This window comes from Streptomyces sp. NBC_01390, from assembly GCF_045040105.1.
Taxonomy (GTDB): Bacteria; Actinomycetota; Actinomycetes; order Streptomycetales; family Streptomycetaceae; genus Streptomyces.
Genome location: NZ_CP109551.1, coordinates 5577384 through 5600402, shown reverse-complemented (window position 1 = coordinate 5600402; position 23019 = coordinate 5577384). Strand labels below are relative to the sequence as shown.

Below are 23019 nucleotides of genomic sequence, written 5' to 3'. Positions count from 1 at the left end.
CGACCGCGATGGACCACGTGCCCGCCGTCATTCTCGGACTCTGCTCCTACACGCACGACTCCGCCGCCGCGCTCCTGGTGGACGGTGAACTGGTCGGCTTCGTCGAGGAGGAACGCCTCTCCCAGAAGAAGCACACCCACGAATACCCTCACCACGCCGTCGAGTGGCTGCTGGGCGAGGCCGGCCTCACGCCCGGCGACGTCGACGCCGTCGCGTACAACTTCCAGCCCGTCCGATACCTCGCCGAGGCCCCCGCGGCCCTGCGCCTCGCGCTCTCGGGCACAACCCGCGACCGGGCTCTGCCACGGGCCGCCGGATTCGCCAAGGTCGCGCTGCGCACCCGCCGCCGGGTCCAGTCCCTCGGTCGGCAGTTCCCCGGCGCGCAGGTCTCGCCCGTACTGCATCATCGCGCCCATCAACTGACCGCCTTCGCCGCCTCGGGGTGGGACGAGTCCGCCCTGCTGGTTGTCGACAGTCTCGGCGAGCGGCAGACCACGACGATCGCCCATGGCCACCATGCCGGCCGTCCCGTCACCCGCACCCTGGAGGCCATTTACGATCCGGCCTCACTGGGCTACGTGTACGGGGCGGTCACTCAGCATCTGGGCTGGCGCCGAGGAGACGAAGAAGGCACCGTGATGGCGCTCGCCGCCCTCGGCGACGCCACTCGCTTCCGGCAGCTCTTCGCCCGCGCGGTCCGCACCACCGCCACCGGCTTCGCCCTGGACCCGGCCTACTTCCCGCCTCGCGTCCTCACCTCTGGTTACCCGCGGACCTCCCGCCGCTTCGACGTGGAGACCTGCCCGCCCCGGCGCCCGGACGAGCCGCTCCAGGAGGTCCACCAGGACCTGGCCGCAGCGCTGCAGGAGCGCACCGAACAGGTGATGCGCCACCTGGCGCGGCGTGCCCGCCTACTCACCGGCTCGCGGCGGTTGTGTCTGGGCGGCGGCGTGGCCGCGAACTGCGTCAGCATCGGGCGGATCATCGAGGCGGGCATCTTCGACGAGGTCTTCGTGCCGCCCGCTCCGGGCGACGCGGGCACCGCGCTCGGTGCCGCGATCGCCGTGCACACCGACAGCGGGAACGGCCGACCGCTGTGCGGGATCGCCCGCGCCTGCTACCTCGGACCGTCCTACCCAGAGCCGAACCTGGACCTCACCCCGTGGCCGGGACTCCAGCAGAAGACCCTGGACATCGAGGTCGCGGAGTTCCTCGCCGACCAACTCGCCCACGGCATGATCGTCGGACTGTTCCAGGGACGTGTGGAGGCCGGCCCCCGCGCACTGGGGAACCGGTCGATCCTGGCCTCTCCTCTGGAGCCTGGCGTCGTCGAGCGTCTGAACGCGAGCGTGAAGTTCCGCGAGCCGTTCCGCCCGTTCGCCCCCATGGTCCTCGCCGACCGAGCACGGGAGTTCTTCACCCTCGGCCAGGACGCGCCGTACATGTCCATGGCCTCCGGAGTGACGGACAAGGCCCGTGAACACATCCCTGCCGTCGTCCACGCCAACGGCACCTCCCGCCTCCAGACCGTCAGCCCGACCCAGAACCCCTTCGTGCACGACGTGTTGCGGGCATTCGCTCGCCGTACCGGCGTCCCCGTGCTGATCAACACCTCGCTCAACGTCAAGGGCAAGCCCATCTGCGGCACCCCGGACATGGCCCTCGACTGCCTCGCGAACTCCGGGCTCGACGCCCTGCTGCTGGAAGGCCGGTGGATCACCAAATGAAGATCGGATACAGCTTCTGGGGCTTCCTCGGCAACGGCATCACGGACACACCCGACGGAGGCCGCAGCCACCGCCGCCCTCTGGTCGACGCTCTCCTCGCGCGCGGCCACGAGATCGTCTTCCTCCAGGCCGACCGGGACCTCCTCGAAGCAGGAGACGACCTCGGCGGTACGTACACCTTCGACGGCGGCATTCCCGACATCGACCTGCTGTTCCTCGAATGGCGCTGGCTCATCGACGGACGCAACAACACGCCCTGCGGCGCCGAGGGGCACACCTGCGACCTCCGCCGCCAGGCCGAACTCGTCAAGCGCTACACCGTGCTCCGCAGTACCCCCACCGTGATCTGGGACAAGGACCGCCAACTGCGCGAACACAACGTCCTTCGCCGTGTCCCCGGCGTCGCGGTGTGCGAGGCAGCCCTCACTCCCACGCCCGGTGCCCACCGTCTGCTCTTCCCGGTCGACGACCGACTGCTGGACCAGGCGGATCCGAACGCACTCGCCAGGAGGCCGCGGGAGACAGCGCTCGCCTACGTCGGCAACCGGTACGACCGCGACGTACAGTTCGACCGCTATTTCTCCCCGGCCGCCGCATGCTTCGATCACCAGGTCGGCGGAAAGTGGACGGACACCAGCCGCTGGCCGCACATCACCTTTCTCGGCCGAATCCCCTTCGCAGAGGTGGACCGCCTCTACAGCGGAGCCCTGGCCACTGTCCTGCTGCTGCCCGAGCGTTACGCCTCGGTCGGTCAGATGACGCAGCGGATCTTCGAGGCCGTTCTCGCCGGGTGTCTTCCACTGGCCCCGGCCGGTATTCAGCACGTTGAGCGGTTCGTTCCCGAGGAACTGGTGGTGCAGTCCGGGGGACAGGTGATCCGACGGATCACCGAACTCCAGAAGATCGCCGGCAGCCACCGGCACGCCGAACTGATCGCCGCCTGTCTCGCTCGCCTGGAACTCTTCCGGCTCAGCCGTCAGGTTGACGCGCTGGAGACCGTTCTTGCCACGGTCACGGGAGCTGCCGAAGAGCGGCGAGGAGCCGCCTGATGAAGCACCTGCCGCAGGCCGCCGAGCTCGGACCATCCGTACGTGTTCCGGCGGTCGGTCCGTCCGGACACCTGAGCACCCCTAGGGTTGAGCACCATGAAGAAGGTCGCCATCGTCGGCTGCGGAGGCAGCGGCAAGTCGCATGTGGCCCGTGCGCTGGGAGACGTCTTGGACGCCCCGGTGACGCACCTGGACGCCGCGTTCTACGACGACGAGTGGAACGAACTGTCCATGGAGAAGTTCGCCGCGGTCCAGCGCGACCTGGTCGCGCGGGAGAAGTGGGTGATCGACGGCAACTACAACTCCACGCTCCAGATCCGGCTCCAAGCCTGCGACACCGTCGTCCTGATGGACGTCTCCACCCTCGCCGCTCTGTGGGGGGTCTTCTCCCGGCAACTCCGGCACGGCGCCGGGCACAAGGGCAACGGGGTGCACAACCGCATCCACTGGGGCGTGATCAAGTACGTGGCGACGTACCGGCGCAAGATGCGTCCCCGTGTCATGGCCAAGATCGATCAGTTCGCGACCGGGCATGCCGACGTGGTGCTGCTGACCAGCCGACGGCAGACGCGGCGCTGGTTGCGGAAGGCCGCCGCCCGGCAGAGCTGAGCCGCCCGCGCCTCCAGCGGGGGTGCGGCGCATGAACCTCAACCCGTTCCTCGATCCCGGGCGGCAGGAAGACCTGTACGGGCACGCCTCCCGGCTGGCCAGACGGTCCAACGCGTTGATACGGGCCAGGACCGCCGGCCGGCCGGTACCCGACACCATCGTCCACTTGGCCCGGTCCCACCGTGCGCAGGGCTCGGAGCGTCTCCGCCTCGTGATGGACATCGGTTGCGGTCGCGGCACCAGCAGCCGGGTCCTGGCCGAGCAGCTTCATCCGGAACGCCTCGTCGGCATCGACGCGGCGCCCGCGCTGGTGGCCGATGCCCGCAAGCGGGTGGGCCGCGTTCCCGGTGTCCAGGTGAGCTTCCTGAAAGGGGACTTCCACCGCATACCGATGCCGGACGGTTCCTGTGACCTGGCCGTCGCCGCCTTCTGCCTCTACCACTCGACGCACCCCGAGCAGGCCATTGCGGAGATCGCCCGTGTCCTGGCCCCCGACGGCGTGGCCATCCTCGTCACCAAGGCGCTCGACAGCTACCGCGAGATGGACGCCCTGGTGGCCGCCGCCGGCCTCGACCCGCGCGCCGAGCAGCACGAGAGCCTCTACGTCTCCGCGCACGGCGGCAACCTCGCCGACCTGGCGAAGCCCTCCCTGAACGTGATCACGACCGAGCACGAGGAGCACCGCTTCACCTTCGACGGGCACGAGCACGTGGCCGAGTACCTCGCCACGAACCCGAAGTACGACCTCGCCCCCGACCTGTACGGCAGGCCGGGCGCGCTGGCCGCCACGCTCCACGAACTCCTCCCGGACGCACCGATCGCCACCAGCTCGGTCATCACGTACGTCGTGGCCCGACCGCGAGGAGGCCGGACGTGAGAACCACCCACTTCACCAAGACCTACGCGACCCAGGAAGCGACTGCCGCAGCCGCCCGTCACCACACCTGGCTGGCCGCCCACGCACAGCCGCTCCGCCAGCCGGCCCTGACGGTCATCGGCCCAAACAGCCTGACCTTCGAGTGGATCGAGGGCCGCCACGCAGAACCCGGCGACCTGCCGAGGCTGGCGGGGCTGCTGGGCGACGCTCACGGCACCGCCTGGGCCAGTGACCTGCGCTCCGTCTCCCTGAGCGGACCGCATGCCTTCCGCAACGGCACTTCGTTCGGCGACTACCTCGCCGTACGCGAAGTGGCACTGCGTAGGCGGCTGGAGCAAGGCCACCTGCCGGACAGGATCGCTCTGCACGCGATGCTGATGCTCCTGGAGAAGACCGCCGAGGGGCCCGCCGCCTTCTACAAGGACAGCAACCCGCGGAACTTCCTGTTCACCGAGGACGGCACGCTCTTCACCCTCGACACCGACGACCTCACACTCGCCCCGTTCGGGTACGACCTGGCCAAGCTGATCACGACGCTGGTCATGACGTACGGACCGCTCGGCCCACCCGCCATCGACGAGGCCCTGAGCACGTACAACGAGGCCGCCGGCCGCCACGACTCCCGGCTCGGTACGACGGATCGCGAGCGCCTCTATGACTTCCTCGCCCTGCACTGCGTTCTGACTGCCCCGTACGCCGGGCGCAACGGCTACCGCTTCGGCCGGCCGGTTCCGCGCCCCCGACTCCAAGGTCTCGCATGATCACCACGGAACTCGTCTTCGTCCGCCACGGTGAGGCCCACTGCAACGCCAACGGCGTCGTCGGCGGACCGGCCACCTGCACCGGGCTCACCGACCTTGGGTACCACCAAGTCGAACAGGCAGCCGCCCGGCTGGCTGACGAGCATCGCGACAGCCCTTTCACCGCCCTCTACGCCGGTCCTCGTCTCCGACTTCGGCAGACCGGCGAGATCCTCAGCCAGGCCCTCGGCCTGCCGATGCGCACCGCGCCCGGTCTTGGCGGCCCCATCCACGGAGTGGCCGACGGTAAATCCTGGACCGAGGTGAAGACCGCCGCCGACGGCGGGCCGCACGCCCACCCCGACCGGCCCTGGGCGGATGGGTCCGACACCTGGAACGGCTACCTCCAGCGGGCCGGAGACTTCCTCCACGGTCTCATCGACCGGCACGAGGGCGATCGCGTCCTGTTCGCCGCGCACGGCGAGACCGTGATCGTCGCGCACACCCTGCTTCTCGCGATCCCGCTGGGTTCGCCAGCGGGCTTCACCGTGTCCCACGGCTCCATCACCCGCTGGCAGCACCACCTCAACCGGCTCGACCAGCGGCGCTGGATGCTGGACCGGCACAACGACACCGCCCACCTGGGTGCCTCAGCGATATGGGCGACGTCATGATCACGGCGTACGACGACCCGCGCATGGAACTCGCGCGGCAGACGGTCGGAGCCGTCCGCATCGTCGCGGACCCGGCGCTACCGCCTCACCTGCTGCACCTTGTCGATGTCCGCGGGAACGCCTACTTCGCCAAGCAGCACGCCAACCGAAACCGCTATGTCCACGAGGCGCACGCCTACCTGACGTGGGGACGCCACCTTCAAGGCCACGCCCCTGAGTTGGTCGGCCGACAGGACTCCACACGCACTCTGCTGCTCACGGCGATACGCGGGCAGAGCGGCGACAGCCTGCCGCCGGGCTCGGCCGAGGAAGAACAGGCTCACCACAACGCCGGCCTTGCACTGGGTGCCCTCCACCGGGCCACGGTAGGTCCCAAGACCGGCGGCATCGGGGTCGAACTGGCCGGTCGGCTCCGAGGCTGGGTCGACAGGGCCGACCGCGCGGACCTCCTGTCGACAGACGCAAGGAGGAGCCTGCTGCAGGTCGCTGACCTCCTGTCCCACGTCCAGGTAGAGAGCGCCGTGTGCCACCTCGACTACCAGCCCAGGAACTGGCTCATCGGGGACGGCTTCTGGATCTGCGACTTCGAGCACATGCGACGCGACGCCCGCATCCGGGACTTCGCCCGGCTCGAGTTCCGCCGCTGGCAGGCCGCTCCTCATCTCCGCAGAGCCTTCTTCTCCGCGTACGGGAGGGAGCTGAGCGACGCCGAGCAACACCTCCTGGAGTCCTTCGGCGCCATCGAAGCCGCCACCGCGCTGGTCCGGGGACACGAGCAGGACGACCTCGCCCTCAGCGCCCACGGCCGCACCGTGCTGGCCCGACTGAGCTGACCGACCCCACCAACCTCTGGAGAGTTCCGTGTCAGAAAGCACCTCCGCCTCGACCACACCGACCCCGCGGCGCGCGGTGGTGACCGGCGCCGCCGGATTCATCGGCTCTCACCTCGCCCGCACCCTGCTCCAGGCAGGAACCACCGTGATCGGCGTCGACCGCCGCGACCCCGCCGTAGATCAGACGGCAGCGGCCAACCTCGCCGCGTCGCACGGCCTCCCGGGATACATGCACATCACCGCCGACCTGCTCACCTGCGCGATCGATCCGCTCCTCCTCGACGCGGACGTGGTCTTCCACTTGGCGGGCATTCCCGGCGTACGAGCTTCGTGGGGCCCGCACTTCAGCGACTACGTGGCCTCCAACATCCTCGCCACCCAGCGAGTGATGGACGCCGCCACCCGCATGCGCGTCCCCCGGCTGGTCGTGGCCTCATCCTCCAGCGTCTACGGGCCGACGAGCGGCGGTCCCAGTGTCGAAAGCGACCATCCTCGGCCGGCCTCTCCGTACGCGGTCACCAAGCTCGCCGAGGAGCAGCTCTGCCTGGCGCACGCCGCCCGCGCCGACTGCCCCACGGACGTCGTCGCTCTGCGGTACTTCACCGTCTACGGGCCGCGCCAGCGCCCCGACATGTTCACCCACCGCGCTCTCCGGGCCGCCATCACCGGACAGCCACTCCGCTTGTACGGCGACGGTCACCAGCGCCGGGACTTCACCTACATCGATGACGCGGTCACAGCCACCATCGCGGCTGCCTCCGCTCCGAACGGCACGGGCATCGTCAACGTGGGCGGCGGCTCCAACGTCTCCCTGCTCGAAGTGATCAACATCGCCAAGACCCTCGTCGGCCGCGATATCCAGATCCACGTGGAGCACGCACGCAACGGCGACGTACTGACCACTTGGGCCAGCCCCGGCCGCGCCCAAGAACTACTCGGCTGGCAGCCCACGGTCGACCTTCACAACGGCATGCGTGCCCAGATGCAGGCCCTGACCCAGCCCGCGTACCACGCTGCGGCCTGACCATCTCGCGACCTGACAGGAGTTGCAGTGGAGAGCCCCGAAAAATCCCGACTGGATGCCTACTTCCGCCGGATCACCGCGCAATTCCCCGCCGACGGACAGATGAGCTCGCTGATCATCACCCACCTGCTCCCCGAGCGCCCGGCGTTCCTCCACGCGATGGCGCGGACCACCACGGTCGCGGCTGTGCTGCCCAAGCCCAGATCCATCTCCCAGCAGACCCTCAGGGAGGTGCGCCGCGAGTACGCCGTGCACCCCCTGAGCCGCGACCTGTTCACGGACCCCACCAGCGCCCTGGAGTACCTGGAGGTCACCGCTCCCGGTCGGGACGTCGTACTGCTCGACATCGGGGGCTACTTCGCACCCAGCCTCGGCACACTCGTCGAGAAGTTCTCCGGCCGGGTCGTAGGCGTCGTCGAGGACACCGAGAACGGACACCAGCGGTACGCGTCACTCGGCCAACTGCCCTGCCCCGTCTTCTCGGTGGCCCGATCCCCGCTGAAGGACTGTGAAGATCACTTGGTGGGACGGTCCATCGTTTTCTCCACCGAGTCCCTGGTCCGCACTCGCGGCGACATCCTGGTCAGCCGGGGTGCCTGCGTGATCGGCTTCGGCAAGGTCGGCCGCGCCATTGCCCAGACCCTGCGCGCCAACGACGTACGCGTCACCGTCTACGACCGCGACCCCGTGAAGCGGGTACAGGCGCACTCCCAGGGGTTCCGCACGACCACCTCCCGCACCGAGGCACTCCGCGACGCCGACCTCGTCCTGTGCGCCACGGGCAACCTGGCGCTCAGGCAAGGGCACTTCGAGGCGCTACGCAACGGCGCCTATGTGGCCTCGGTGACGTCCTCCGAGGACGAACTTGAGCTGGACTCGCTCGACGGGCTCTACCGGCGGACACCCGCCGGGGAGCACCTGACGCGGTACGACGTGACAGGCCATCACTTCTTCGTTCTCGCCGACGGCGGGGCGGTCAACTTCGTCCACGGCGCGTCCGTCGGCACGTACATCCACCTCGTGCAGGCCGAGATACTCGCGGCCACCGCTGCGCTCGGCCGCGGCGACTACGAGCCGGGCCTGCACGAAATGCCCTCGCTCGACCGCCGGGCCATCGCGAATGTCTGGCTCGACCACTTCGCCAGGTGATCACATGCTCCGTCCCGCTCGCCCTTGATCCGTCACTGACCGACAGGAGAACGCCGTGACCGCCATCGCAGCGCGTCGCCATATAGCGGTGATCCCCTGCCGCTGGGGCGCCTCACGATTTCCCGGAAAGCCCCTGGCCCTGCTCGGTGACATGCCGCTGCTGTGGCACGTCCACCAGCGCTGTCAGGAGGCGAAGCGGATCGACGACGCCGTGGTCGCCACCGACGATGAGCGCATCGAAGCCGCCTGCCACCGACTTGGCATCCCTTGCGTGATGACCGGCGACCACCCCACCGGGACGGATCGCGTCGCCGAGTGCGCCCAACTCGTCCAGGCCGATGCGTACATCAACGTCCAGGGCGACGAACCGTTCATCGCCCCCGCCGCGATCGACGCGGTGTCGGAGGCCCTGGTCCACCTCAGCGCCGAGACCCTGGCGGTCAACGCGTACGCGAAGCTGGACGACGCGGCATCGGTCATCGACCACAACGTCGTCAAAGTCGTGGTCGGCGAGAACGGGAACGCCCTCATGTTCTCCCGCCAGCCGATCCCGTATCCGCGGGGTCATCGTCCGAACTACCTGCGACAACTTGGCCTTTACGGCTTCACGCGCAGCGGACTTGACCTGTTCCGGCGCCTCGAACAGGGACCGGTTGAGCGTGCCGAAGGCGTCGAGATGCTCCGGCTGGTCGAGCACGGGCACGGCGTACGGATGCTTGCCGTTGAGAATGAGGGCATCGCGGTGGACACGCCGGAGGACCTCGAAAGGGCGTGCGCGATGCTGCGATCCCAGTCCCGAGAGTCCCTGGATTTCCCGTATCGCCCTGATCAGCGGGAGTCGGAGTGAAACAGTCGAGCCAGTGGAACACGGAACCGGCTACGGGCGGACCATGAAAGTCGGCAGGACGGTCGTCGTCGTGGGTGGAGGGGTTTCCGGTCTCACCACCGGAGTTGTGCTGATGGAAGCGGGGCTGATCCACGACTACGGGCACGGAGGCGCTGGGGTGACCTTCTCGTGGGGCTGCGCACAAGAGGTGGCCCGGCTAATCGCCGAAGCGGGTCGGTGAGTTGGTTCCCGGTGTGACCAATCGGAGGCGCCGGTGCGCTGATCCCGCCATGTTGGGGCCATCTCGGTCCCGATTGGGCTGTTGCCCGATCGAAGGCTGGCGCGCAGCTACGATGATTACCCCCCACGTGAACCTCGCAAGTCCGTCTCTCCTGTACCGATGACGAGCACCCGTGCGTCCGCAGTTGCGTGTGTGGGCAGTAGTACCGCTTGCAGTCCTTGCGATGGCGGCGTGTTCTTCCTCCGAGGAATCCTCGACCAAGTCAGGGAAGCCGAGCTCCGAGCATTCTGTGTCCGCGACTCCGCTCACAACCGCGGAGGTGGATGAAGGCTCCGTTTGCGAAGTCGCCCTCACAGAGGCCCAGCAGGAGTCCATCGGTGTCTGGGAGGCCGAGCCGTTGTCCGATGACGGTGAGGTCAGCTGTTACTTCTCCATGACCCCGGACGAGGACAACCCGGCCGGCTACGTGGTCACGCTGTTCGAGAACGAGGACGCCCTGCTGCAGACCGCCGACGCGACGGATCCCAGCCCGACCAAGGCCGTGCCAGCGATGGTCAAGGGACGCATGGCGGCGCGGCAGATCATGTACGGCGACGACTGGCGGGCATCGCTTACGGTGGACATCGGTGAGGGGCGGTTTCTGTACATCGAGAGGTACTCTCCTGCTCACGTCGTGGCAGAGAAGGATCTCAACGCCCAGGCCCACATGGTGACCGAGCAGGTGCTGGGGAACCTGGAGAAGGAAAGTCCGGACAGGGTCTGAGGGGCTTCTTCCAGTTGGCTGCGGTGCTTTGCTGAGGCGGGACCGTCGCGCACCATGGTGAACTCGCCAGGGTCCTCGTCACCCTGGGTGCGCGGCAGGTAGAGTCACTGGAGGCGGCCGGTTACCCGTCGCCTGTGGGCCGAGCAGATCCGCTCTCCTTCAGCCCGCGTCGACCGATACCTCCCATCCTCCGCTCGCGAGATGCATATTGTGCCACCGCCTCCCACAGATCTTCCCTGGTCATATCGGGCCACGGCTTCGCCGTGAAGTTCATTTCGGAAAACGCCATCTGCCACAGGAAGAAGTTCGACGTTCGCATCTCCCCACCGGACCGAATGAATAGGTCAACATCAGGAAGGGCGAATCGATTGAGATAGCGGGTGAAAATAGCCTCATCCATGCTCACGTCAGGCAGGGCTCCGCTACGGGCATCCTCGGCGACTCTGTTGACCGCGTGAAGGATCTCATCCCTTCCGCCGTAGTTGATGCAAAGTGTGAATGTCAGCCCATCATTTCCCTGCGTGATTTCCTGAGCTGATTCGATCTCGCGCACAAGATGCCCCGGCATCCGCTCTGAAGACCCCAACCAGCGTATCCTCACGCCCAGGTCGCGGAGCCTCGACTTGTTTTCGCTGAGGTAGTCCGCATAGACGGCCATGAGATCCTCCACCTCGCTGGCAGGACGCCTCCAGTTTTCCGTCGAGAAAGCATGCAAGCTCAGGAAGGTGATTCCGATTTCGACAGCCCCGCCTATGACATCCTGAAGGGCTCTCCCTCCCTGCCTGTGACCCGCATTGCGGGGCAGTCCCCGCTGTTCAGCCCATCTGCCGTTCCCGTCTGGAGCTATGGCCACATGGTGCGGCAGGAGATCGCTCGGTATGTCTGGCATTAACGGGCGAGGCTCTACTTTGGATTGTCGAATTTCGAGACCACCGGTCATCCCTTGTTCTCTCTTTCCTCGCCTAGGAGTGCTATACGGACTTTTTGGGAGAGGGTAAGAATTTCACCACCGAGGTCAGTTGAGTCCCAAGGATGTGGGCACTTTTCCGCCCTTTGCGCTTGCTCCGCTGGCACGCCCTCGGTCACTCGCGCCAACGCCAGTGGCCCCCTCCCGCGGCCATACTACTGTCAACTCATTTGGTCCAGGAGTGCTGGGAAAGGGAGCAGGAGGGTGAACCGCTCTGCTCGAGGCGCTAGTTACAGCGCTGGCGTTGCCGTAGGTCCGGCATCCCGAGAATACCGAGGGGCGAACGATGCTCAGCCGGGCCTACGGGACGGCTATTGCTGCTGTCCCCTTCATCTTTCGGATCCAGGTAAGCCATCGGACCCAGGAACCTCCCTTCAGTTCCTCCTGGATGAACCGGGGATACAACAGAGCGCCTCATCACGCATCCGAGTTCGCGACCAGTTCCCCGGTGGGCAGCTTCAAGTCGTGGATCAGTTCCTCGCCCAGACTCAGCCCAAGCCTCCGAGCGCGGTCCGCAACGCGGTCCCGAACTGCTGGCACCGCTTCGCCCCACGGCCGTTCCAAGATCGAAAATCTTGCTGCGTGAGGTGGCCTGTGAGTGGGTTGAGCTGGGGACTGGCGGAAGAGGCGAAGCTCCGGTAGCACGGGGTGTCCTACCAAAGACGCCCGAGACCGGAGCTTCGCGTTGCCCCAGTGTGTCACTGCCGCGCTCGATACCGACGAGGATGCGGCCTGGTCGGCGTTGGTATCTACGCTCGAACAAGGACTCGCCGCCGAAGGCGAGTTGGACGGGCCGGATACGGCGCGCGCCCTGCTCGCGCCCTTCCTGTGCATCCCCGACGCGCGTCACGCCGCATGGATGGAGCACCCGTTGGCCGTGGTCCTGGCGCTGGCGGCGGGAGCCGTGGCGGCGGGGATACGGTCCTTCACGGCTGTCGCCGGTTGGGTCGAGGATGCCCCAAGTAACCTGCCGGCCTGGCTGTATGTGCGCTGTGAGTGCGCCGTCCCACTCGGGCCGCCGTCCAGGACCACGCTGTGGCGGCTGGTGACGGGTGTCGACGCCGACGCCCTGGACCTGACCATCGGCGCCTGACTGCTGACCCGCGCCACCGCTCAGCGCGAGGCCGATCCCGTGCCCGGGCCCGTCGCAGACCCGGTGGACGAGCCCGACCCGGCTGATCCCGCCGTGGTGCCACTGGTTCCCCTGGCCGTGGACGGCAAGGCCGTGCGGGGCGCAAAAGGACAAGAACGGCAAGCAGGTCCGCCTGCTCGCCGCGATGCTCCACGACCGGCGGCTGGTCCTCAACCAGGTCGCCGTCGGCGCGAAGACGAACGAGATCCCCATGCTGCAACGCCGGTTGGACCCCCTGGACGTCACCGGCCACGTGATCACCGCCGACTCCCTCCACACCCAACGCAAGTCCGCCTCCCACCTGTACCGACGCGGCGCGCACTTCCTGTTCCAGGTCAAGGGCAACCAACCCACACTCTTCGCCGCCCTGGACGCCCTGCCCTGGCACCGGACCCCGATCGGCCACACCGCCACCACCCGCGGCCGGATCACTACCCGCACCCTGCAAGTACGGCCCGCCCCCCAAGGACTTGAACTTCCCCCACGTCCAGCAGGTCTTCCTCATCGAACGCCAGGTCACCGACCTCAAGGGCAAGCCCCTGTCGAACGTCGCCGTCCTGGGCGTCACCGACCTCACCGCCGTCCAGGTCGGCGCCCCCAAGATCGCTGAGTTCACCCTCGGCCAGTGGGGCCTGGAATCCCTGCACTGGCTCCGCGACACCCTCTACCGCGAGGACGACTCCACCGTCCGCACCCGCAACCGCCCCCGCGCGATGGCCGCCCCGCGCAACCTCGCCATCGGTGCCCACCAGTTCACCGGCCGCACCGACATCACCGAAGCCACCCGCTGGGCCAACCGCGACCGACACCGCCCCTTCACGATCCTCGGACTAGATCACTGATCTTGGAATGACCGTGCGCTTCGACCAGAGGCGGGACGGTGAACGAGTAGGGCGATTCTTCGAGTGGGCGAGACATAGCTGGAAGCTCTCGATGGGCAGGAGCTAGGGCGCCAAGGGGATCTCCTATAAGTGAACGGATCGCTCGCCGACCTCACCGGGCAGCCCCGCAGGGCAACCAGGAGATCCGGAAAGAGCCCGGTAAGTGGCGGATGACCACCATCGGGCACAGGCCGCCCGACTCCCTATTCCTCTGGTGATATCACCAGAGGGATGCCAACGAGACTGCGCCTGCCGCTCGCCTAAGGGCTGTCCCGTGACCAGCAGTTACGGGTCAGCCCTTAGGTAAGGATGGGAAGCGCGGTCAGTCCGCGGACTAGGCGGGTATGCCGCCACTGCAGTTGATCAGGTGGGACGGCAAGCCGGAGCCTGGGGAAGCGGGTCAGAATCGCACGCAGGGCGATGTCGGCTTCGGCTTTGGCCAGCGGAGCACCGACACAGCGGTGGATGCCGTGGCCGAAGGCGAGGTGGCCGGCGGCATCCCGATCCAGGTTGAGCTGGTCTGGTGACGGGAACCGCTCCGGATCGCGGTTGGCGGCTCCAAGAGCGACCAGTACCGGGACACCGGCCGGGATATCAGCACCGCCGAGCGTGACGGCTTCCGTGGTGTACCGGAAGGTGGCCGTGCTGACGGGCGAGTCGAAGCGAAGTAGCTCGTCCAGCGCGGCTGGGATGTCCTCGGGGTTGCTGCGTAGGCGTTCCAGCTCGGCAGGGTGCTGGAGTAGGGCCAGGGCGGCGTTGCCGAGGAAGTTGGTGGTGGTCTCGTGCCCTGCGATGAGCAGCAGCACCGCCAGGGAGACCAGTTCCTCCTCGCTGAGGTGGTCGCTTCCGTCGCGCGCCGAGATCAGGCGGTCGAGGAGTGAGTCACCGGGCTCTAGGCGCTTGGAGGCGATGAGGCCGGTCATGTACTCGGCCATCGCGTGGGAGGCCGCGTCGATGAGGTCGGGCTTCCCGGCGGCGAACAGCTCTGCGGACCAGCGCTGGACCTCGGGTCGGTCGGCCTCCGGTACCCCCAGCAACTTGCAGATCACGATGACCGGTAGGGGTACCGCCAGGCTGGCGACGAAGTCGACCTGCCCGCCGACGGGCCACCGGTCGAGTAGTGCGTCGGTCACCTCGCCGATGAACGGACGCAACTCGGTGACGGCGCCTGTTGTGAACGCCTTGGTTACCAGTTTGCGCAGGCGGGCGTGCTGTGGCGGATCGCTGGCCAGCATGTTGTGCGCTACTGCGGGGTGCAGGCGGCGTCGCGACTCCTTGTCGGCGAAGAAGGCGGCCGTGTTCTTCGAGAGCCGTGGGTCGCCGAGTGCCTGCCTGGCCTCCGCGTACCCGGTGACCAGGTAGCTGCTGTGTCCACCTGAGCCGGTGGGAACGGCTTGCACTGGGCACGCGGACCGCATGGCCGTGTAGGTGGGGTAGGGGTCGTGCAGGAATCGAGGGTCCTTGGTGGGGTCGTTCATGCTGTCAGGCTCCAACTGCTTCCGATTGGCCGCCGCCGGCGACACGCACAGTCTCGCGGTGCGCGTAGGCGTCGGCGATTCGGAGAAGCCACTGAGTCTCCGCACGGAGGTCTCCGGCACGAGAAGAGGGGGCTGTCGTCGGCAGCACGGCGACCTCGTCGGCAGGATCACCGGCCTGCAAAGCAGCCAGTGCCGCTTTGACGACCGCAGCTTGGACGATCGCGGCGCCCTCTTCTGTCCCGGCGTTGGCGGTCCGCTGGGCGGCTTCGTGCACGCTCCGGGAGCGGTACGGGCGCAGAGCGAGCATTCCGTCGCTGATCTCGATGACACGCCGCTGGAGGAGGAAGTCGGAGTTGCTCGCTGCGTCCCCATCGAGGTCTGCGGCCGGCAGGACGATCTCCGGCATCGCGGCCGACAGGTCCTGCCAGAGGGGGCCGAGCGCGTCGAAGGACCGCACTTCCCAGCGGTGGCGACGGGCCTGACTGATTGGATAGACCACGGCGGGCAGCGTGAGGCCGAGACAGATCAGCAGGACCGCAATCGCCGGGGAGGTCACGCTGAAGACGCACGGCGCGGAGACCAGCGAGGAGCACCGCGCGTGGTCGGGCACGAGCTGAAGGCCCAGGCCGAGGGAGAAGAGGACCGTGACCTTGTACGCCGCGTAGACCAGCGCGAACACGCAGCCTACGGCTGCCAGCCGTAGGCCAATCCGAACGCTGTTCCTGCGGGTCGACTTCGACTGCCGCAGGGCCTGCCGCAGGAAGTCGACGATGGCGAAGCTCAGGTAGGAGATGAAAAGGAGCAGGTAGAGCGCGTACACCTGCGACGAGCGGTGCGTCAACTGCTCAAACGTGAGCAGCACCGTCATGCCGAAGACGGAGGCAGCGAGAAGGACGATGCGCAAGCGGATTCGCCGCCGCGCTTCTGCGGGTTCCAGGTTGACCTGGAAGGAGACGGCCAGAACAGAGGTGGCAGCCGCCAGGGAGGCGGAGTTGCTCAGCAGCCGGCCCACATGCGGCACGACCTCCTCGACCGCGTTCTCGAACAGCGGCGCGTAGGAGGCGAAGGCCAGAGCAAAGGAGGCGAGGAGGGCACCCATGGCCCACGTTCCGGCAGGACGAGGGGTACCCCGGCCGAGGACCCAGTAGCCGGCAGCCGCTGCGAGGAGGCCGGCCATGCCAAGGAAAAGGGCATTCATCGTGAACGGAACCGGCCTTTCTTGATGGGCTGTGCGAAGAGTGCGTCCCAGCTATCCGATCCCTTTTCGGGCTGACGGGCAGGGGATTCGCGTTCGCGATAGATACGTTGGCGAATTATGGTCGCCATCATCTCCGCTTCGCGTTCGTCTGCCGTGGAATAGCTCGTACGTCCCGACATACGCATCACCAGTGTGGGATTTACCCCGAGGGCATGCGCCGTAGAGGCGTCGACCTCCAGGCTTCCGGGATGGTCGCAGTACACATGGCACAGCTCGTGGGTGAGGATGTGCCGCTGGTGATGAACCGAGGTCCCCTCCTCGTAGAAGAGGAGGTCGGACTCTGGCGTCTCCAAGCGTATGCCGCACGGCGCGTCGATCGCGCCGAGCGTGCTCAGGGGCTTAAGGATGATGGGTTTCCCGCGAAGCGCCGCTATCGCTTCGCGCAATTCCCGGGTGCTGAAGCGGTATGGCAGACGCAAACGATCGACCTGCTCCTCGCACGATTTGAGCAGTTGGCTTTCATCAATTTCTGGCAAGGGCATGGCAATCCCCCCTCGGCCTGGGCTGTACGCCATCTTGCTGGTGAACGATGACAAGACGATGTCAGGAAGAGGGCGGAACTCGCGCCGCCAGGAACTGGAAGTTCCGGTTACGGGCTGTGAGCCTTTCCGCTGTGCGAAGCGAGGCGGGAGGCGACCTGCTTCGACTCTCGATCTCCGACGGCTTCTCAGAGTTGTGTTGCGTGGCGCAGTTCGGCGAAAGATCAACTATCCTTTATGTCCGACTACGCTGAATGACGATCTCATGATCCTTTGATTGGGTATCAGGGCATGTTGTGAGGCATGTCATGTGATCAGGTGATCTACCATCTCGCTCCATGGACTCCCGGGGTGGGCGTGGCGACGATGACTCGCAGGATGAGTCCCTGTCCGAGTTGCTGCGTTCCTGGCGGAGCCGGTCGGATCCCCGCGCCTTCCCGGGGCTGACGGGGCAGGGGCGGCGGAGCATTGGCCTGTCGCAGCGTGATGTGGCCCGCCTGACGGGCGTGAGTGAGCGCTGGTACGGCTCCCTGGAGCGGGGCAACGAAGCCAACTACTCGGCGGACTTCCTCGACCGCCTGTCGACCGCTCTGCGGCTGAGCCCCGCTGAACGCCACGCCCTGTATCTGAGGGCCATTGGACGACCGCCGGCCCTCGCCGCCGTCCCGGAGACGGATGCTGCCGCCGAAATGGACGAGGTCCTCCAGCAATTCCTCGACAGTCAGTCGCCCAATCCGGCCTACGTGTCGGACCTGGCGTGGAACATGATCGGCCACAACGAGCCGCTGCGCGAGTGGTTCCCCTGGGCTGCCCATCAGGCCAATCTCATGCGGTGGGCATTTCTCAGCCGGGAGGCCCGCGAGCAGCTCGTGAACTGGCGAGAGGACTGGGCTCGGCCATATCTGGGCCAGATTCGCTATGCGCGGGTCCATTATCCAAAAAACGAAGCTCTGCGCCGCCTGGAGCGTGACATCCTCGCGGGTTCCCCGGACTTGCAGGGAATGTGGAATCGCCGTGAGGTCCACGAACATGTCGATGGCAGCCTGCGCAGGCTCAAGCTGCCCTACCATCGAGGTCGGGAAGTTCCTGTTCACATCATCGCTTTGCGGCCCATGCGAAGTGACCGACTTCGCGTGATCGTGCTGATGGAAAGCGACCGAGTAGCCGCCAGCGGCTAAACGGCCTGTGCGGGGCTGGGTCGATCCACGCCGAGGTTCAAGCCGGGGCGTGGGTCATTCGTCGTCAAGAAGCCCGGAGTCGCCCGAGTCATCCGGCATTCCTTCGAGCCGCCGGGCTTGGTCGATCACCGCGTTCAGCATCTGCAGGCTCGACGTGCTGAGCCCGTTGGCGCGCAGGGCGACCCTGCGCACCTCTCGGTCGCGCATCGCCGCGACCACCTGAATCTCGGCACGCGTCCGCTCGGCTACCTCCTCGTCGAAGAAGTAGCCGGGAGGCACGCCGAAGAAGCCGGCCAGCGCCCGGATGGTCTGCATCTTCGGGTTCGTGTTGGTCCCGGTGCGGAGCTGCTGGATGGCGCTTGCCGAGATGGCTACCCCGGAGGTGTCCCGGATGCCCTGTGATACCTCCGCGTACGTGTAGGAGCCGCGCTCCTTCGGGTGTACCTCCCTGAACAGGTAGTCGAGCAGCTCCGCGAAGGCGCGCTCGTGCTTCTCGGTCATCTCCAACCCTTCCTCATGACCACGATCCTATCCACTCCAGTGGTGATCATGTGCCCGCGCGTCTCAGGTGACGACATCGCAGTTGACGGATTGGCGCAATTGCGGTGTACGTTAGCCCCGCATCTCATCCAGTGCAGTGTTCCGTGCCTGGTGGGAGTGGGTGCGAAGAGGCTGGACTTGTGTCAGGGGTCGCCATATGGTTCTGGTCCCGCACAAGTGGATCACCGGCCGCCAGGCGGTCGGGAAGGGAGGGGCGATGCACGCACAGGGGCCATAGCGCCCACCGGGGGCGAAGGAGGCCGGCGCCCGGGAGCTACCAACTCCCAAGCGCCGGGCCGGCACCCCGAAGGGCACCGATTCACATCTCGCGGGCGGCGGGGCTTTTGCACGAGAACCGCCGCACCGCACTCCTACGAACCACGGAGTATCGCATGCTCGCCACGCCGAGCGGAACCCCGGCATGCCCGGACATGGCCCGCCTGCACCGCCTCGCGGCCCAGCTCGCCGACATGATCCCCGGGGCGGCGACCATCCGCGTCAGCCTCACGGACCCGAAGCAGACGTGGCCCCACCCGCACGCCATCGCCAAGGACGCGGCCGGGGAGACGATCGAGCTGAGCCGGACGACCGCCAGGGTCGCAGCCCGGTGGGTCCTGCGGGTCTGGCCGGACGCGGACTGGACCCGGCCCCACACCTTCGACCTCGCCGCCGCGACCCTCACCCGCAGCGACCTCGCCGCTGCCAGTCGGCGCCGCTGACATGGCGCGGATCCGAACCATCAAGCCGGAGGCGTTCGTCTCCGAGTCGCTCGCCGAGGTGAGCGTCGAGGCCGAGCGGAGTTTCTTCGGTCTCCTCACCCAGGCCGACGACTACGGCCGCCACCGTGACAACGCCGCGATCATCGCGGGGCTGCTCTGGCCTCTGAGGGCCGAGCACACCTCGGTCCATGTCGAGGACGACCTCCAGCAACTCGCCAACGCGGGCCTGATCTGCCGGTACACCGGCTGCGACGGCCGCCGCTACCTCCACATCGTGACCTGGTCCGAGCACCAGAAGATCGACAAGCCCAGCCAGTCCCGACTGCCCTCCTGCCCGCAGCACCACCCGGCGGACCGGTGCGGTCCCTGCAAGGGGATCTGCGCCAAGCGCACCGAGGCGTCGCCCACCCCTACCCGAGGGCTCGCCGAGGCTTCGCCGAACGCTCCCCGAGCCCTCGATCTACCCGCGCGGCCCGCTCCGACGCCTCCCGCCCCCCGAAGCGAGGGCCCGACCGCACAACAGGACGCCCTCGTCGGCCTCGCCGGCACCCCTGACCGCCCCGGCGCGAAACCTGCAGGTCAGACGGCATTCCCGGAGGGCTCCCCGAAGCCTCCCCGAAACCTCGGAGAGGGCTCGGCGCCTGGATCTAGGATCTTGGATCCTGGATCTTCATTCCCTACGGGGCGCACAGCGCCCGCCGCCACCGTCTCGGCCAATGACCTGATCGGCGAGTACGTCGCCGCGTGCGACGAGCGACCGCCCAGCGACGTGCTCGGACACCTCGGCCGCATCGCCAAGAAGCTCCTCGGTGAGGGCATCGCCCCGGAGCACGTCCGCGCCGGACTGAAGCGTTTCGCGGAGATCCAGGGCCACCCCAGCCGCCTGCCGAGCCTGGTCAACGACGCGATGAACGCAGGGTCCGCCGGTTTGGCGCGGCCGGGAATCCGGCCTACCGTGCCCGCTCACCAGGCGTGGACCAACCCGGTCGACGCTGCCGCCGCCTACGCCGAGGAGCTGTGATGCGCACCCACACCCGCGACCCGCAGACCCTCGGCGGCGCAGGCACCCTGGACCGGATGGCCCGGATCCTGGCCGCCCGCAACATCGACCCGGCCGCCGTCGCCGCCCTGGCCGACGAGCCCGAGCGCTTCTCCCCGCTGGACGCCCTGTTGGCCGCGATGCCTCCGCGCTACCAGGGCGCGGTCGCCGACCACCCGCAGGTCCTGGACTGGGCCCGGGACGTCGCCCAACAGGCCGTCGCCCCGAGCATCGGAGCCCGGCGGCAGGTCACCACCGGCCCGAGCCTGCTGATGGCCGGGGTGGTCGGCGCGGGCAAGACCCACCAGGCGTACGGCGCGGTCCGACAGCTGGTGAAGACCGGAGTGGGCGTGCGCTGGCGCGCGACCACCGCCGCCGACCTGTACGCCGACCTCCGCCCCCGGCCGGGAGCCGACAGCGAGCGGGAGCTGGCGGCCGTCAGCAGGTGCCCGCTGCTGATCATCGACGACCTCGGCGCGGCCAAGGCGTCCGAGTGGGTCGAGGAAGTGACGTACCGGCTGATCAACCGCCGGTACAACCACATGCTTCCGACGCTGATCACCACCAACCTGGCGATCAAGGACCTCCGGGCCTACCTCGGAGACCGAGTCACCTCCCGACTCGCGCAGATGACCACCCGGGTCGAGTTCGAGCCGGTGGACCGCAGACGCCACCGCCCCGCCGCCTGACCCTCCGCAGGCCGCCATGCCGGGCCGCGCCCCGAGAGCGCGCCGCCCCGTGCACCTCCCGACCCAGCGCACCCCTCCGCCGACGCCCCTGCGCGCGGAGAGCGATCGGAGCAACCCGCATGACCACCACGATGATCAGCCCTGCCCGCCACCGGTCGCTCGGCGATCACACCTGGCAGGACCAGGCCGTCTGCCAGAGCACCGAGTACAACCCGGTGGACCCCGAAATCTTCTTCCCCGAGCCCGACGAGACCACCAAGATCACCGCCGCCAAGTCGCTGTGCGGCCAGTGCCCGGTCCGCCGCACCTGCCTGGACGCCGCCCTGGAGAGCGGCGACACCGACGGCATCCGGGGCGGACTGACCGAGGAGGAGCGCGGGCCGCTGCACGCGAAGCTCGCCCACCGCCTCGACTACAGCCGGGTCAACGCCACCATCGCCGGGCGCGACGTCCACCTCACCAAGGACGAGCGCCGCGCGGTCGTCCACGCCGCCTACCGCCACGGCCTCACCGAACAGCGCCTGGCCTGGCTCCTGAAGATCACCGAGGAGCACGCCCAGAAGCTGTACCGCGAAACCCGCCGAGCCATCCGCAACCGAGACCTGGAGCAGACCACGAAGACCACCTCCACCCCGCCCTCCGCGACCGACGGCGAGCGCCTGGGCCGCGACGACTTCGGGACGACGGCGTGAACATCGCGAGCGCGCCGAGCACGGCGCACGTCACCGGATGGGACCGCGCGGTCGTCATCGCCCTCGGCGGTGCGGGATGCGCCCTGTCCTACGACGCCCTGCAGCAGATGGCCGTCGCCATCCACGTCCGGGGCCTGCTGACCTACCTCTTCCCCTTGGTGATCGACGGGTTCATCGCCTACGGCATCCGCGCTCTGCTGGTCCTGCGCGACGCACCGCTGCGAGCCCGGCTCTACGTCTGGACACTCTTCGGCACGGCCACCGCCGCCAGCATCTGGGCCAACGCGCTGCACGCGGTCAGGCTCAACCAGGAGAACGCCTCGGCCAACGGGCTGCGTCTCTGCGACACGGTGGTCGCCGTGCTGTCCACCATCGCCCCGCTCGCACTGGCCGGAGCGGTCCACCTGTACATCCTCATCGCCCGGGGGCCGGTCAAGGACAGTGACCGAAGTGACCGCGATGACCTCGGTCAGGCCGGTCACCTCGGTCAGCCCGAGCGCATCGCGGTCACGCGGACTGACCGGGCCGGTCAGCAGCAGCCGGAGCCTGGTCAGGTCAGCGCCGGACAGCCGGTAACCGCCCTGACCGACCGGCCCCGCCTGTCCCTGGACAAGCAGACCCCGGACGCCCGGACACTGACCGGGGACAGCGCCCCGACGGGCACCACCCGCCCGGACACCGGTCACCATGACCGGGGGCTCAACGCCGCTGACCTGGGCGGACAACCGGACACCGCCCCGGCGGTCAGTGACCGACAGGCCGTCACCGAGCCGGTCACCGGTCGCCCGGACAACCTCCCGCCAGTCACTGGCCGGCCGGTCATTTCGTCACCGGTCACTGACCGGGACCCCCGGACAACCGGTGACCGGCGACCTGACCCGGACACCGAGGAGCTGCTGGAGATCGCCCGGTCAGCGGTCAGGGCCGAGGACAAGCTGACCCGCAAGGTGGTCGCCCAGGCGATCCGCGGTCAGCAGATCCCGCTGTCCAGCGACACGCTGACCGCCCTGATGGTCCAGCTCCGCCAGCAGCACGGACAGTCGGTCACCACCTCCCGGAACTGACCGCACACCACATGGGGCGGGGGACCGAGCCGGACACCTCGGCCGGTCACCCGCCCCTGGACACGCGCCCCACGACCTCCTGAAGGAACCGGAGAGCACTGCCATGCGTACGAACCCTGCCACGCCGGCCGAGGTGGACTCCTGGCTGACCGTCCTGCACCAGCGTGGCCACCTCCACCGTGCCGAATCCGGTCCCGACAGCACCTGGACCGTGCAACGACGCCGACACAGCCGCCCCTGGACCCTGCACCACCCGGTCCTGGCCATGGACTGGATCGAGGAAGTCGTCCGCGACATCCACGAGCACGACGCGGAGACGGGCCGGTGACCGCCAACGACCCGACGGCCACCACGTCCGGACCGCAGCGTGACCCCAACACGGCTCCTGGCG

25 protein-coding genes and 1 pseudogene are annotated in these 23019 nt (G+C 68.0%); 21 read left to right on the top strand and 5 right to left on the bottom strand.

Translation table 11 applies throughout. From position 1 onward, the window contains the following. Positions 1–8 precede the first annotated feature (8 nt). The 11 genes from OG241_RS25260 to OG241_RS25210 all read left to right on the top strand — a co-directional run bounded on the left by OG241_RS25260 (position 9) and on the right by OG241_RS25210 (position 10512). The gene (locus tag OG241_RS25260) at positions 9–1727 is read left to right on the top strand and encodes a carbamoyltransferase (protein ID WP_405818136.1); all 1719 of its coding nucleotides are present in this window, start codon (positions 9–11) and stop codon (positions 1725–1727) included. Then, positions 1724–2776, top strand: a complete 1053-nt coding sequence (locus tag OG241_RS25255) for a hypothetical protein (protein WP_405818134.1) — start codon at positions 1724–1726, stop codon at positions 2774–2776. Before OG241_RS25260 ends, OG241_RS25255 begins: the two co-directional genes overlap by 4 nt. 96 nt (positions 2777–2872) lie before the next feature. After that, entirely contained in the window at positions 2873–3385 is a 513-nt protein-coding gene (locus tag OG241_RS25250; RefSeq protein ID WP_405818132.1) for a topology modulation protein, read from the top strand. Between the two features lie 31 nt (positions 3386–3416). Further along, positions 3417–4262: a class I SAM-dependent methyltransferase gene (locus tag OG241_RS25245; RefSeq protein ID WP_405818130.1), complete on the top strand. Its 846-nt coding sequence runs from the start codon at positions 3417–3419 to the stop codon at positions 4260–4262. After that, complete coding sequence (locus OG241_RS25240) at positions 4259–5023, top strand: phosphotransferase (protein WP_405818129.1); 765 nt, start codon at positions 4259–4261, stop codon at positions 5021–5023. The genes OG241_RS25245 and OG241_RS25240 overlap by 4 nt, the downstream gene beginning before the upstream one ends. Next, positions 5020–5676, top strand: a complete 657-nt coding sequence (locus tag OG241_RS25235) for a histidine phosphatase family protein (protein WP_405818127.1) — start codon at positions 5020–5022, stop codon at positions 5674–5676. The genes OG241_RS25240 and OG241_RS25235 overlap by 4 nt, the downstream gene beginning before the upstream one ends. Continuing rightward, positions 5661–6509 carry a phosphotransferase gene (locus OG241_RS25230; protein ID WP_405818125.1) on the top strand — a complete coding sequence of 283 codons (849 nt, stop codon included), beginning with the start codon at positions 5661–5663 and terminating at the stop codon, positions 6507–6509. Before OG241_RS25235 ends, OG241_RS25230 begins: the two co-directional genes overlap by 16 nt. A 28-nt stretch (positions 6510–6537) precedes the next feature. After that, positions 6538–7533, top strand: a complete 996-nt coding sequence (locus OG241_RS25225; RefSeq protein ID WP_405818123.1) for an NAD-dependent epimerase/dehydratase family protein — start codon at positions 6538–6540, stop codon at positions 7531–7533. Between the two features lie 27 nt (positions 7534–7560). Next, entirely contained in the window at positions 7561–8682 is a 1122-nt protein-coding gene (locus OG241_RS25220) for an adenosylhomocysteinase (protein WP_405818121.1), read from the top strand. Positions 8683–8737: 55 nt separating this feature from the next. Beyond that, positions 8738–9529 (top strand): 3-deoxy-manno-octulosonate cytidylyltransferase, encoded by a 792-nt coding sequence (locus OG241_RS25215; protein WP_405818119.1) that lies wholly within the window; start codon positions 8738–8740, stop codon positions 9527–9529. A gap of 539 nt (positions 9530–10068) precedes the next feature. Further along, positions 10069–10512 (top strand): hypothetical protein, encoded by a 444-nt coding sequence (locus OG241_RS25210; RefSeq protein ID WP_405818117.1) that lies wholly within the window; start codon positions 10069–10071, stop codon positions 10510–10512. A 121-nt stretch (positions 10513–10633) separates the two neighbouring features. Here the strand turns inward: OG241_RS25210 and uppS are convergent, their stop codons facing one another. Then, complete coding sequence (uppS, locus tag OG241_RS25205; protein ID WP_405818116.1) at positions 10634–11452, bottom strand: polyprenyl diphosphate synthase; 819 nt, start codon at positions 11450–11452, stop codon at positions 10634–10636. Positions 11453–12164: 712 nt separating this feature from the next. On the opposite strand from uppS, the gene OG241_RS25200 reads away from it, so the two are divergent. The 3 genes and pseudogenes from OG241_RS25200 to OG241_RS25190 all read left to right on the top strand — a co-directional run bounded on the left by OG241_RS25200 (position 12165) and on the right by OG241_RS25190 (position 13453). Next, positions 12165–12572, top strand: a complete 408-nt coding sequence (locus OG241_RS25200; RefSeq protein WP_405818114.1) for a transposase family protein — start codon at positions 12165–12167, stop codon at positions 12570–12572. A gap of 34 nt (positions 12573–12606) precedes the next feature. Next, a pseudogene (locus OG241_RS25195) lies at positions 12607–13056 on the top strand (ISAs1 family transposase); the annotation flags it as partial. Between the two features lie 25 nt (positions 13057–13081). After that, positions 13082–13453 (top strand): hypothetical protein, encoded by a 372-nt coding sequence (locus tag OG241_RS25190; protein WP_405818112.1) that lies wholly within the window; start codon positions 13082–13084, stop codon positions 13451–13453. 338 nt (positions 13454–13791) lie between these two features. On the opposite strand, the gene OG241_RS25185 is transcribed toward OG241_RS25190, so the two are convergent. The 3 genes from OG241_RS25185 to OG241_RS25175 are packed head-to-tail and all read right to left on the bottom strand — an operon-like array spanning position 13792 to position 16710. Next, on the bottom strand, positions 13792–14970 hold the full coding sequence (locus OG241_RS25185; protein ID WP_405818110.1) for a cytochrome P450: 1179 nt from the start codon (positions 14968–14970) through the stop codon (positions 13792–13794). Positions 14971–14974: 4 nt separating this feature from the next. Then, positions 14975–16147 carry an MAB_1171c family putative transporter gene (locus OG241_RS25180; RefSeq protein ID WP_405818108.1) on the bottom strand — a complete coding sequence of 391 codons (1173 nt, stop codon included), beginning with the start codon at positions 16145–16147 and terminating at the stop codon, positions 14975–14977. A 17-nt stretch (positions 16148–16164) separates the two neighbouring features. Next, positions 16165–16710, bottom strand: a complete 546-nt coding sequence (locus OG241_RS25175; RefSeq protein WP_405818106.1) for a regulator component — start codon at positions 16708–16710, stop codon at positions 16165–16167. 335 nt (positions 16711–17045) lie between these two features. Between OG241_RS25175 and OG241_RS25170 the strand changes: the two genes are divergently transcribed. After that, a complete protein-coding gene (locus OG241_RS25170; protein WP_405818105.1) occupies positions 17046–17885 on the top strand; it encodes a helix-turn-helix domain-containing protein in 840 nt (279 codons plus the stop codon). Between the two features lie 54 nt (positions 17886–17939). Here the strand turns inward: OG241_RS25170 and OG241_RS25165 are convergent, their stop codons facing one another. After that, positions 17940–18386 carry a helix-turn-helix domain-containing protein gene (locus OG241_RS25165; protein ID WP_319097065.1) on the bottom strand — a complete coding sequence of 149 codons (447 nt, stop codon included), beginning with the start codon at positions 18384–18386 and terminating at the stop codon, positions 17940–17942. A gap of 431 nt (positions 18387–18817) precedes the next feature. Here OG241_RS25165 and OG241_RS25160 point away from each other — a divergent pair, with 431 nt between their 5' ends. The 6 genes from OG241_RS25160 to OG241_RS25135 all read left to right on the top strand — a co-directional run bounded on the left by OG241_RS25160 (position 18818) and on the right by OG241_RS25135 (position 22956). Further along, positions 18818–19144, top strand: coding sequence for a transcriptional regulator (locus OG241_RS25160; protein ID WP_405818104.1), 327 nt, complete (start codon positions 18818–18820; stop codon positions 19142–19144). Between the two features lies 1 nt (position 19145). After that, positions 19146–20165, top strand: coding sequence for a hypothetical protein (locus OG241_RS25155; protein ID WP_405818103.1), 1020 nt, complete (start codon positions 19146–19148; stop codon positions 20163–20165). Continuing rightward, on the top strand, positions 20165–20872 hold the full coding sequence (locus tag OG241_RS25150; RefSeq protein ID WP_405818101.1) for an ATP-binding protein: 708 nt from the start codon (positions 20165–20167) through the stop codon (positions 20870–20872). Before OG241_RS25155 ends, OG241_RS25150 begins: the two co-directional genes overlap by 1 nt. A 119-nt stretch (positions 20873–20991) precedes the next feature. Beyond that, a complete protein-coding gene (locus tag OG241_RS25145; protein WP_405818099.1) occupies positions 20992–21564 on the top strand; it encodes a WhiB family transcriptional regulator in 573 nt (190 codons plus the stop codon). Then, entirely contained in the window at positions 21561–22628 is a 1068-nt protein-coding gene (locus OG241_RS25140) for a DUF2637 domain-containing protein (RefSeq protein WP_405818097.1), read from the top strand. Before OG241_RS25145 ends, OG241_RS25140 begins: the two co-directional genes overlap by 4 nt. A gap of 103 nt (positions 22629–22731) precedes the next feature. Further along, positions 22732–22956 (top strand): hypothetical protein, encoded by a 225-nt coding sequence (locus tag OG241_RS25135; protein WP_405818095.1) that lies wholly within the window; start codon positions 22732–22734, stop codon positions 22954–22956. Positions 22957–23019 lie beyond the last annotated feature (63 nt).